At 72.1% G+C, this 11,023-nt stretch carries 10 protein-coding genes; 4 read left to right on the forward strand and 6 right to left on the reverse strand.

Going from position 1 to position 11,023, the window contains the following annotated elements; translation table 11 throughout:
* Window positions 1-16: 16 nt before the first annotated feature.
* On the reverse strand, window positions 17-667 hold the full coding sequence (locus D0D28_RS27120) for a hypothetical protein (protein ID WP_116113503.1): 651 nt from the start codon (window positions 665-667) through the stop codon (window positions 17-19).
* Between the two features lie 162 nt (window positions 668-829).
* Here D0D28_RS27120 and D0D28_RS27125 point away from each other — a divergent pair, with 162 nt between their 5' ends.
* Entirely contained in the window at window positions 830-2,875 is a 2,046-nt protein-coding gene (locus D0D28_RS27125; RefSeq protein WP_116113505.1) for an ATP-dependent DNA helicase, read from the forward strand.
* A gap of 274 nt (window positions 2,876-3,149) precedes the next feature.
* Here D0D28_RS27125 and D0D28_RS27130 read toward each other — a convergent pair whose 3' ends face one another.
* From D0D28_RS27130 to ctaD, 4 genes are read right to left on the reverse strand one after another with little or no spacing between them, the layout of a single operon-like run.
* Entirely contained in the window at window positions 3,150-3,545 is a 396-nt protein-coding gene (locus D0D28_RS27130) for an OsmC family protein (RefSeq protein ID WP_116113507.1), read from the reverse strand.
* 19 nt (window positions 3,546-3,564) lie between these two features.
* Window positions 3,565-4,320, reverse strand: a complete 756-nt coding sequence (locus D0D28_RS27135) for a peptidyl-tRNA hydrolase (RefSeq protein ID WP_116113509.1) — start codon at window positions 4,318-4,320, stop codon at window positions 3,565-3,567.
* Complete coding sequence (gene serB / locus D0D28_RS27140) at window positions 4,317-5,540, reverse strand: phosphoserine phosphatase SerB (protein ID WP_094008972.1); 1,224 nt, start codon at window positions 5,538-5,540, stop codon at window positions 4,317-4,319. The genes D0D28_RS27135 and serB overlap by 4 nt, the downstream gene beginning before the upstream one ends.
* A 28-nt stretch (window positions 5,541-5,568) precedes the next feature.
* Entirely contained in the window at window positions 5,569-7,350 is a 1,782-nt protein-coding gene (gene ctaD, locus D0D28_RS27145) for an aa3-type cytochrome oxidase subunit I (RefSeq protein ID WP_116113512.1), read from the reverse strand.
* A gap of 110 nt (window positions 7,351-7,460) precedes the next feature.
* On the opposite strand from ctaD, the gene D0D28_RS27150 reads away from it, so the two are divergent.
* Window positions 7,461-8,294 carry a phosphotransferase gene (locus tag D0D28_RS27150; protein WP_162831203.1) on the forward strand — a complete coding sequence of 278 codons (834 nt, stop codon included), beginning with the start codon at window positions 7,461-7,463 and terminating at the stop codon, window positions 8,292-8,294.
* Window positions 8,295-8,304: 10 nt separating this feature from the next.
* The gene (locus D0D28_RS27155) at window positions 8,305-9,015 is read left to right on the forward strand and encodes a maleylpyruvate isomerase family mycothiol-dependent enzyme (RefSeq protein WP_116113517.1); all 711 of its coding nucleotides are present in this window, start codon (window positions 8,305-8,307) and stop codon (window positions 9,013-9,015) included.
* A 578-nt stretch (window positions 9,016-9,593) separates the two neighbouring features.
* On the opposite strand, the gene D0D28_RS27160 is transcribed toward D0D28_RS27155, so the two are convergent.
* Window positions 9,594-10,346: an alpha/beta fold hydrolase gene (locus D0D28_RS27160; protein ID WP_116113520.1), complete on the reverse strand. Its 753-nt coding sequence runs from the start codon at window positions 10,344-10,346 to the stop codon at window positions 9,594-9,596.
* A 39-nt stretch (window positions 10,347-10,385) separates the two neighbouring features.
* On the opposite strand from D0D28_RS27160, the gene D0D28_RS27165 reads away from it, so the two are divergent.
* Window positions 10,386-10,895 (forward strand): GNAT family N-acetyltransferase, encoded by a 510-nt coding sequence (locus D0D28_RS27165; RefSeq protein ID WP_094006551.1) that lies wholly within the window; start codon window positions 10,386-10,388, stop codon window positions 10,893-10,895.
* Window positions 10,896-11,023 lie beyond the last annotated feature (128 nt).

Below are 11,023 nucleotides of genomic sequence, written 5' to 3' on the forward strand. Positions count from 1 at the left end.
CCCCCCGGCGCGCGCGTCAGAGCCCGAACGGCGCGCAGCTCGCCGATCCGACCAGGATGTCCCCGGAAGCCGGGCCGCCCTGCGGGAACAGCTTGATGTGCATCGCGTTCGTGGTCAGGCTGCCGTCCGCCGGCACCGGCACGATCAGCTCGTTCAGCACGACCTCCGCCATCGGCGGCGCGCCCGGCGTCGTGCCCGGGATGGTGATCACGTGGTTCGTCGGGATGTTCTGCGGCACCGTGATGCCGGTGACGGTGCCCAGCTGCATGTAGCCGTTGCTGCCGTTGGCCGTGGTGTTGCACCCCGCGCCGAACGTCCTGGCCTTGATCACCGGGCCGCCGAACTGCTGCAGCACGCTCGTCTCGAACCGCTGGCCGGTCACCTTCACACTCGCGGTGCCGTCCGGGTTGCGGGTGCACGTGGTGCTGCTCAGGCCGTACTTCGTGCGCGTGCCGACGGTGATCGGGTCGGTGCGGCCCTCCGCGGTGGCGTCCACGACGCACGGCGCGATCGGGTCCGAGTGCGCCGACACGCCGTCGACCGTGATGTCGACCGCCCCCACCGAACCGGCGCCGGTCGCCTCCGGCATCGCCGGCGCGCTCGCCGGCACGGCCACCGCCGCCCCGAGGAGGGCCGCCACCACCACGATTCGCCTGGCCCGCTGCATGAGCCGCTCCTTTCGCCTGAGGAAATCCCTCCTCGACAATCGGCAGGACACCCGGCCGGCGTGACCCACCCGGCCGGATGCCACCCGGACGAGTGGATCTCGATCTTTCCGGGAGCGGGGCGGTGGCCCGTTCCTGACGGTGGCCCCCGGTACCGTGTCCTGGTGGCCGTCCGTACTGCGTTCCCCGGTGTCAACGAGCTCCTCACGACCGCTGTCGAGGCGCTCGGCGGTGCGGAGCGCCCGGGGCAGGTCAAGATGGCCGAGGCGGTCGGCCGCGCGATCCGCACCGGCGAGCACCTGGCCGTGCAGGCGGGCACCGGCACCGGGAAGTCGCTGGCGTACCTGGTCCCGGCCATCCGGCACGCGGTCGAGAAGGACACCACGGTGGTCGTGTCGACGGCGACGATCGCGCTGCAGCGCCAGCTGCTGCGCGACGACCTGCCCCGCCTGGCGAAGGCGTTGAAGAAGCCGCTGGGCCGCCTGCCCACGTTCGCGATCCTCAAGGGCCGCCGCAACTACCTGTGCCTGCACCGGCTCGACTCGGGCGCGCCGGAGGAGCCGGAGGACCCGGCGCTGTTCGACCCGTTCGCGGTGTCGCGGCTGGGCAAGGAGGTCACGCGGCTGCGCGAGTGGGCCTCCGACACCGAGACCGGTGACCGCGACGAGCTGGTGCCGGGCGTGTCCGAGCAGGCGTGGCGGCAGGTGTCGGTCACCGCCAAGGAGTGCCTGGGCGTGGCGCGGTGCCCGATCGGCCAGGACTGCTTCGCGGAGCGGGCGCGCGGCGAGGCGGGCAAGGCGGACGTGGTGGTCACCAACCACGCGCTGCTGGCGATCGACGCGCTGCAGGGCTACCAGGTGCTGCCGGAGCACGACCTGGTGATCATCGACGAGGCGCACGAGCTGGTCGACCGGGTCACGTCGGTCGCGACCGGCGAGCTGACCTCGTCGGCGGTCGCGGTGGCGGTGCGGCGCTGCGGGAAGCTGATCGACGCCGACACGGCCGACCGGCTGCAGGAGGCTTCCGAAGGTCTGGCGATGATCCTGGAGGACCTGCCGGCCGGGCGGATGGACACGCTGCCGAAGGCGCTGGGCGGTGCGGTCGCCGCGGTGCGGGACGGGGCGCACGCGTGCCTGACCGCGCTGGGTTCGGACCGCAAGGAGGACGTCGAGGAGGCCACGGCCCGCAAGCTTGCGCGCTCGCAGCTGGAGGAGGTGCACGACACCGCGGTGCGGCTGCTGGAGGCGTTCGCCGAGGACACCGCGCACCAGCGGGACGTGGTGTGGCTGTCCAACGACAAGTTCTCGTTCGCCAACCGCCCGCCGATGCTGCACGTGGCTCCGCTGTCGGTGGCCGGTCTGCTGCGGGAGCGGGTGTTCGCGCAGAAGACGACGGTGCTGACGTCGGCGACGCTGGCGCTGGGCGGCGCGTTCGACACGCTGGCGCGGCAGTGGGGGCTGCCGCCGTCGCAGGCTCGGGTGGTGAAGGCCGAGGGCGCGGCGACGGACAAGGCCGCCCCGGCGGACGACGAGGAGCTGAAGTGGTCCGGTTTGGACGTCGGTTCGCCGTTCGACCACCGGCGCAACGGAATCCTGTACGTGGCGAAGCACCTGCCGCCGCCGGGCCGCGACGGTCTCGGTGAGCGGACGCTGGACGAGATCGCGTCGCTGATCGAGGCCGCCGGTGGGCGGACGCTGGGCCTGTTCTCGTCGATGCGCGCGGCGAAGCAGGCGACCGAGGCGCTGCGGGACCGGATCGAGTTCCCGATCCTGTGCCAGGGCGAGGACGCGACGTCGTTGCTGGTGACGAAGTTCGCGGAGGATGCGCGGACGTGCCTGTTCGGGACATTGTCGCTGTGGCAGGGCGTGGACGTGCCCGGGCCGTCGCTGCAACTGGTGATCGTCGACCGGATCCCGTTCCCGCGCCCGGACGACCCGGTGTCGTCCGCGCGCCAGCGGGCGGTGGAAGCCCGCGGCGGCAACGGTTTCCTGACGGTGGCGGCCACCCACGCGGCGCTGCTGCTGGCGCAGGGCACGGGCCGGCTGCACCGCTCGGTCGGCGACAGGGGCGTGGTGGCGGTGCTGGACTCACGCCTGGCAACGGCCCGCTACGGCGGCTTCCTGCGCTCCTCGCTCCCCCCGTTCTGGCCGACCTACGACCCAGAGGTAGCCAAAGCGGCGCTCAAACGCCTGGACGCCGCCGCCAGCTGACGAGAGACCACCGCGGACAACTCACAAGCTCCGACCCACACCCGCGAGTCCCACACTCACGCCCGCGAGTCCCACACTCACGCCCGCGAGTCCCACATTCGCGGCCGCGAGTCCCACACTCACGCCCGCGAGTCCCACGCTCGCGCAGCGAGCCACTTCCCTGGCTGCGAACCGCGCCCATGCGCGCGCCCCGCGGGTTCCGAGCTCACCCCCAGGGGCTCCGCCTCCGGCGGTCACGCTTCCCCACCCTGAACGCGCCGGCCACGAGGCGCTCCTACCCGGCGAACTCCTCCGTCACCGGGATCCCCTTCTTCAGCGTCCGCGACACCGTGCACAACCGCTCGATCGCCCGGTCCGCCGCCGCCACCAGCTTGTCGCGCTCGTCGGCCGGCAGGGTCGACAGGTCGACGTCGAAGAGCACGTGCACCGCGTCCAGTTCGGACGCGCCCTCCCGCCGATCAGCGCTCACCGCCACGCGCAGCGGCGCGTCCGTCCGGCGCGTGATCAGCTCCTCGGCCGTCACCGCCGCGCATCCGGCCGCCGCGATCTGCAGCAGCTCCGCCGGCGAGAACGCCCCGGGCGCCCCCTTCCGGCCGATCCGCACCGACGCACCACGCTCGTTGCGCCCGACGAACTCGTGCTCGCCTTCGCGGCGGACGTCCAGGCTCACACGCTCTCCTCGGTCGGGGTCAGCGCCACTGGGCGAGGACCGTGACGGTTCCGGGGTCGACCTCGGTGAACCCGGCGTCCCGCACGGCGACGACGCGCCGCTCACGCCAGGCGCCCGCGGGATCGTCGCCCGGGTGCAGTTGCTTCCACTGGGCCACCGTCGCGGTCCGCACCGCGCACGCGTAGCCCCGCTCGGCCCACGCGGCCAGCTCGTCGTCGCGGAGCATCGACGCGAGGATCATCGTGCCGTGCCCGACCTGCGCGGCCGCCTTGCCGACGGTCATCGACACCTCGGGGTTGAGCAGCATCAACGGCAGGTCGTCCGGCGCGGGACCAGGCTCGTCGGCGGGCAGGTCGCTGCCCGAGATCTGCAGGCGGCTGATCTCCTTCGGCACGTCGACGACCCGGCCCGGCACCAGCGCCCGCACCTCGGCCCCGCCGACCGACACGGTCACCCCGGGGAAGTCCTGCGCCGCGACCCAGTGCGCACCGCGAGCCCGCCGGGCGACCTTGCGGATGTGCCCGGACACCCAGTCGTGCACCGGCTCGTGCCACTCCCCGCCCGGCCGCGCGCGCTCGTCCAGGCAGACCGCGAGCGCCGCGGTGGCGGCGGCTTCGAGCAACGGAGTGCGCGACGGCGGTTCAGCCTTCTCCAGCCGCAGGATGACCGGCATCGCCCGGACCTCTTCGGGCGCGGCCTCCGGCAGCGCGGCCTCCTCCGCCGGCAGCCCGAGCCAGGTGGCGTACCGGGCGGCCAGCGGGCCGAGCACGCTCATGGCCGGGCGAGCGAGAGGCCGTCGGCCGCGTCCGCGGCCTCGACCTCCGCCCGGCTGACTCCGAGGACGAACAGCACGGCGTCGAGGTACGGGTGGGACAGCGCGGTGTCCGCGACCTCGCGCAGCGCGGGCTTCGCGTTGAACGCGACGCCCATTCCGGCCGCCTTGAGCATGTCGATGTCGTTGGCGCCGTCGCCGACCGCGACGCACTGGGCCAGCGGGATGCCGTAGTGGTCGGCGAACCGGCGAAGCGCGGTCGCCTTCCCGGCGCGGTCGATGATCTCGCCGACGACCCGCCCGGTCAGCTTGCCGCCCACGACCTCCAGCTCGTTGGCCGCGACGAAGTCGAGCCCGAGCTGGTCGGCGATCGGCTGGATGATCCGCGTGAACCCACCGGACACGACACCGCAGCGGAACCCGAGCCGCTTGAGCGTGCGGACCGTGGTGCGCGCGCCCGGGGTCAGCTGGATCTGCTCGCCCACCTCGTCGAGCACCGATTCGGGGAGCCCCGCCAGCAGCCCGACGCGCCGTTCGAGTGATTCGGTGAAGTTCAGCTCGCCACGCATGGCGGCCTCGGTGATCTCGCGGACCTTCGGCTCGACCCCCGCGTGCGCGGCCAGCATCTCGATGACCTCGCCCTGGATGAGGGTCGAGTCCACGTCGAACACGATCAGCCGCTTGGCCCGCCGCGCGAGCCCGCCGCGCTCGATGGCGATGTCCACGCCACCGGCGGACGCGACGTCCGCGACCGCGGCACGCAGCTCGGTGTCGGCCTGCTCGGTGTCCTCCGCGACCGACAGGTGCACCTCGAGCCCGGTGACCGGGTAGTCGGCGATGCGGCGGATCGCGTCGATGTTGGCGCCGAGCGCGGCCAGCCGTCCGGCGAAGTCGGTGAACGCGCGGGCGGTCAGCGGCCGCCCGAGGATCACGGCGACGTGTGTCGAGCCCTGCCGGGCGGGGGCGAACGGGTCCTCCCCGATCTCGTCCCCGACCCGGACGTCGACGTGCATGGCGACGGTGGCCATCGCCTGCTCGACGGACTCCTGCAGGCCCTCCGGGTCGTCAGCCACCGCGACCAGCACACCGAGGGTGAGCCGGCCGCGGATGACGACCTGTTCGACGTCGAGCATCTCGACCCCGTGCCGCGTGAGGGCGGCGAAGAGGACCGAGGTGACACCCGGCTTGTCCGGCCCGGTCGTCGTGATCAGCACCGGGGTCATGGTCTCGTTCCTACCCGGACGCCGCGGATCACTGCTCGCTCGCGTTGTCCTTGTCGTGGTCGCCCGGGATGACCGCGTCGGTGAGGGCCTGCGACGGGGCCTTGACCCCGGCGTGGACCTTCGGCTTGCCGAAAAAGCCGATCTCACCCTCGTGGTGCATCCGCTCGACCATGTGCGGGTAGTGCAGCTCGAACGCCGGCCGCTCGGAACGGATCCGGGGCAGCTCGGTGAAGTTGTGCCGCGGCGGCGGGCACGAGGTGGCCCACTCCAGCGAGTTGCCGTAGCCCCACGGGTCGTCCACCGTGACGAGCTCGCCGTAGCGGTAGCACTTGAACACGTTGTAGATGAACGGCAGGGTCGACGCGCCCAGGATGTAGGCGCCGATCGTCGAGATCGTGTTCAGCGTGGTGAAGCCGTCGCTGGCCAGGTAGTCGGCGTACCGGCGCGGCATGCCCTCCGCACCCAGCCAGTGCTGGACCAGGAACGTGGCGTGGAAGCCGAGGAACGTGGTCCAGAAGTGCAGCTTGCCCAGCTTCTCGTCGAGCATCCGCCCGGTGATCTTCGGGAACCAGAAGTAGATGCCGGCGAAGGTCGCGAACACGATCGTGCCGTAGAGCACGTAGTGGAAGTGCGCCACCACGAAGTAGCTGTCCGACACGTGGAAGTCGATGGCCGGGGCGGCCAGCAGGATGCCGGTCAGACCACCGAAGAGGAAGGTGACGAGGAAGCCGACCGAGAAGATCATCGGCGTCTCGAAGCTCAGCTGGCCCTTCCACATGGTGCCGATCCAGTTGAAGAACTTGACACCGGTCGGGACCGCGATCAGGAAGGTCATGAAGGAGAAGAACGGCAGCAGCACGGCACCCGTGGCGTACATGTGGTGCGCCCACACCGCGACCGACAGCGCCGCGATGCCCAGCGTCGCGAAGACCAGGCCCTTGTAGCCGAAGATCGGCTTGCGCGAGAACACCGGGATGATCTCGGAGACGATGCCGAAGAACGGCAGCGCGACGATGTACACCTCGGGGTGCCCGAAGAACCAGAACAGGTGCTGCCAGAGGATCACCCCGCCGTTGGCCGGGTCGAACACGTGCGCCCCGATGTGCCGGTCGGCCATCAGGCCCATCAGCGCCGCGGTCAGGATCGGGAAGGCGAGCAGCACCAGGATGCTGGTGACCAGGATGTTCCAGGTGAAGATCGGCATCCGGAACATGGTCATGCCGGGCGCGCGGAGGCACACGATCGTGGTGACCATGTTGACCGCACCGAGGATGGTGCCCAGACCGGAGACCGCGAGGCCGGCGATCCACATGTCCGCGCCGATGCCCGGCGAGTGGATGGCGTCCGACAGCGGGGTGTAGGCGAACCAGCCGAAGTCGGCGGCGCCACCCGGGGTCAGGAAGCCGGAGACGGTGATGATGCCGCCGAAGAGGTACAGCCAGTAGGAGAAGGCGTTCAGCCGCGGGAACGCCACGTCCGGCGAGCCGATCTGCAGCGGCATGACGAAGTTCGCGAACCCGAACAGGATCGGCGTCGCGTACAGCAGCAGCATGATCGTGCCGTGCATGGTGAACAGCTGGTTGTACTGCTCCTGCGACAGGAACTGCTGTCCCGGGCGCGCCAGCTCGGTGCGGATCAGCATCGCCATCGCGCCGCCCACCATGAAGAAGGCGAACGACGTGACCAGGTACATGATGCCGATCTGCTTGTGGTCCGTCGTGCGGAACAACCGCAGCAGCAACGAACCCTTGGCCTCCTGTCGCGCCGGGTACGGACGCGTGACAATCGGCTGCGGGGCTACGGCTGTCACTCCTGCCTCCAAGGTCCTCTTCGGTGTGTCAGCGGCCGCGGCGACGCGACCAGTCCGGATCGTATCCCTCGCCCCCGACACCGGTGCGCACCGGCTGGGAAGATCACGCCATGGGAGACCGGTACACGACCGCCGCCGTGGCGGCCGCGGTCGAGGTCGGCAAGAGGTTCCAGCTGCCCGCCGAGTACCCGGAAGTGCTGGCCACGCGGTCGAACGTGCTGGTGAGACTGGGTGCGATCGTGGCCAGGGTGCCCGGAACGACGCTGGTCGCGCGGCCCGGGGTGCTCCAGTCGCTGGCGCGCGAAGTGGCACTTTCGTCGTTCCTCGAGATGCGGGATTCTCCGGTCATACCGCCGTTCGAAAGCCCCGGTCCGCACCTCGCGAACGGCCTTCCGGTGACACTGTGGCGTTTCACACGTCACGACCCCGATCACGTCTTCTCCGCCGCCGAGGTGGCCTGGTCGCTGGCCGAGCTGCACGCCGCCCTGCGCGGCTTCCCGGACGAACTGGACGCGCCGGGCCCGCTGGCCGAGGCCCGGTCCTGGATCGCGCGGTTCGACCTGCCCGCGGAACTGGCGGACGAGGTCGAGGCGCTCGCGGCGGTCCTGCCCGACGGCCCGGCGCAGGCTCTGCACGGCGACGCGCATCCGGGCAACCTGCTGGCCACGGCGAGCGGGCCGCGCTGGCTCGACTTCGAGGACACGTGGGCCGGGCCGGTCCTCTGGGACCTGGCGTGCCTGGCGCTGACCTCCCGGATGAACGGCCGCGCCGCGGTCGCCGCGTACCCGGACGGCCCCGATCCGGACGAGCTGGCGCCGTGGGTGCGGCTGCGTGATCTGTTCGGGGTGTGCTGGCGGTTCGTGATCGCGCACCGGTTCCCCGACCGGCTCCCGGAAGCGCAGGCTGACCTGCGGCGATTCAAAACTGTCGGTGGGTCCCGCTAGCTTTTCGGGCATGGCAGAGCTCGGGTACCTGACCGCGTTGCGCAGGGACGGCGGCCGCTTGGCGGAAGCGGTGCGAGACCTGCGTGCGCCGGTGCCGGCGTGCCCGGGCTGGGACGTGGCCGAGCTGGTCTGGCACACCGGCGAGGTCCACTGGTTCTGGCAGCGGATCGCGTCCGGGGCGGTTTCCGGTCCGGACGACTACCGGGAGCCGTCGCGGCCGGCGGAGGGCGAGCTGGTGGCCTGGTTCGCCGAGGGCGTCGAGGTGCTGGCGGGCACCCTGTCGGCGCTCGATCCGGCCGAGCCCAGGTGGACGTGGGGCCGGCCGGACGCCGGGTTCATCCAGCGGCGGATGGCCCTGGAGACGGCGGTGCACTGCTGGGACGCGCTGTCGGCGGCGGGGCGGGACGAACCGGTCGAGCGGGAGCTCGCGGTGGACGGGATCGACGAGTTCCTCCGGTTCTTCCTCCCAGACGCCCCGCCGGCCGGCTTCCGGACCGACGTGCACCTGCACGCGACGGACGGTCCGGGCGAGTGGCTGGTCCGGCCGTCCGGCGCGGGCTGGTCGGTGACGAGCGAGCACACGAAGGCCACGACGGCGGTGCGCGGCACGGCGTCGGACCTGCTGCTCCTGCTGTGGCGCCGGAAGGGCCCTGAAGACGTCGAGGTACTCGGCGACGCCAGGGCGCTGGAGGAGTTCGTCGATGTTTCTCAACTGAATTAGCGAAGCTGCCGCGACGAGCCGGCGTGCGCAAGGGGGCGCGCCGGGCTTCGCTCGGCCTGGCGCGCACGTCGCCGGGCGCCCCGGCGACTGCGGCTGCGGCTGCACGCGTCGGCCGGCCCGGGTGGTTGGCTGACCCGGGAGGGCGGCCGGTACGGGTGGCCGGCTGGCACCAGTGGCTGGCTGGCACGGGTGGCCGGCCGGCACCGTTCCGCGATGGCCGGGGCTGCGCTGCCCGCCACAGCGGGCTCGGCTCAGCCGGGGCCAGCCCGCTGGGTACAACTGCGCGACCGCACGCGGTCGGCCGGCATGGGCGGCCGGTCGGCACGGCTGCCCGGGCTGGCACCGCTGGCCACCCGGCGCCCCTGGTCAGCCAGCACCGCCCGGCGATGGCCGCTGCGCTGCCCGCCACAGCAGACCCGGCCCAGCCGGGACCTCCGCCGGGCCGCCCCGGGAAGCTCGGCTCCCCTGCCGGCGCGGCACCCATCGGTGCCGTGTGCTTCTCAGCGCGTCCGGATACCGGTGAGGCCGGCGGCCCGCCCCAGCCGGGGCGGAAGCAACCCCGCCGGGCCGAGCGGCGCCTACGCGAACGGCCACCACCCCAGGATCGCCTCGGTCACCATCGCCGGCGCCTCCAACGGCGTCAGGTGCCCGGACTGGGGCACGACCACCAGCTCGCCCTTGGGCAGGGACTCGGCCATGGCCTGGGCGGCATCCGGTGGGGTGAGGCCGTCCTGCTCGCCCACCACGACCAGCGCGGGCACGTCGGCGGCGGCCAGCAGCTCGGTGGCATCCGGGCGGTTGGCCATCGCGCGGGCGGCCCACGCCACGCCCACCCCCTGCTGGCTGTCGACGAGGTCGCGCACCGTCTCCACCACGTCGGGGCGCGTCTCCCGGGTCTCGGCGCTGAGCAGGTTCGGCAGCATCGACTCGGCGAGCCAGCCGGTGACGCCCTCGGACTCCGCGCGCTTCGCCAGGTCCCGCCGGGCCTGGGCCGCCTCGGGCGAGTCCGCGGTCGCCTTCGTGTCGATGAGGACCAGGCCGGCGACGCGCTCGGGCGCGGCGCGCAGCACGGCCATGGTCACGTAGCCGCCCATGGAGCAGCCGCCGAGCACGACCTGCTCCAGGTCGAGCTTGTCCAGCAGGGCGATCACGTCCCGGGCCGCGTCCTCCAGACCGGGTTCGCGGTCGGTGCCGGGCAGCGGCGTCCGTCCGAGGCCCCGCTGGTCGGGCGTGATCAGGCGGTGCCGCGTGGTGAGTCCGTCACGCATGGGGTTCCACATGCGCGCGTCCACCGGGAAGGCGTGGAGGAGAACCAGGGGAAGATCAGCCATACCCGAGATTGTGCTGGACCAGCGCGATACCGTCGCCAGGTGAGCGTCGAGTGGCGGGAGATCCGCACGGACCGCCTCTTGCTGCGGCCGTTGGGCCCGCAGGACCGGGACGACGTCGTCGAGATCCAGACCGATCCGCGGACCAACCGCTACCACCCCGCGCCGCCCGGCCCGGAGGAGACCGAGGTCAAGCTCACGGCCTGGCTCGAGCACTGGAAGGCTCACGGGTTCGGCTACCTGGCGGTGGTGCCGCTCGACACCGGTGAAGTGGCGGGCATCGGCGGGCTGCAGCACCTGGAGTTCGGCGGCGCCCGGCTGCTGAACCTCTACTACCGGTTCCGGCCCGAGGCGTGGGGCCGCGGGTACGCGACGGAGATGGCCCGGGCGGTGATCGACTGGGCCGAGCGGGAGCTGCCCGAACTCCCGGTGCAGATCAGCGTGAACATCGCGAACGAGCCGTCGCTGCGGGTCGCCGAGCGGCTCGGGTTCACCGCCTACACCGAGACGTTCTACGACGGCGCGGTGTCCCGCCACTTCCGGAAGCTCTAGATGTATCCGGTCAGGACGTTGGTAGCGGCGTGTCTGGCTGAGTAAAGGAGAACCTCCGGTTGGGATGTGGCTTGTCTAAGGCCCACTCCGATCCGGAGGTTCTCGTGTTCCACGGTAGTGCCCGGCTG

It is taken from the genome of Amycolatopsis ruanii (genome assembly GCF_003385175.1).
GTDB lineage: Bacteria > Actinomycetota > Actinomycetes > Mycobacteriales > Pseudonocardiaceae > Amycolatopsis_E > Amycolatopsis_E thermalba.

Bases quoted from the DNA above. Each gene is read 5' to 3' on its own strand.
- D0D28_RS27155 (WP_116113517.1), top strand. From the start codon at position 8,305: ATGGCAGAGCTCGGGTACCTGACCGCGTTGCGCAGGGACGGCGGCCGC.
- D0D28_RS27150 (WP_162831203.1), top strand. From the start codon at position 7,461: ATGGGAGACCGGTACACGACCGCCGCCGTGGCGGCCGCGGTCGAGGTC.
- D0D28_RS27160 (WP_116113520.1), bottom strand. From the start codon at position 10,346: ATGGCTGATCTTCCCCTGGTTCTCCTCCACGCCTTCCCGGTGGACGCG.
- D0D28_RS27120 (WP_116113503.1), bottom strand. From the start codon at position 667: ATGCAGCGGGCCAGGCGAATCGTGGTGGTGGCGGCCCTCCTCGGGGCG.
- serB (WP_094008972.1), bottom strand. From the start codon at position 5,540: ATGACCCCGGTGCTGATCACGACGACCGGGCCGGACAAGCCGGGTGTC.
- D0D28_RS27135 (WP_116113509.1), bottom strand. From the start codon at position 4,320: ATGAGCGTGCTCGGCCCGCTGGCCGCCCGGTACGCCACCTGGCTCGGG.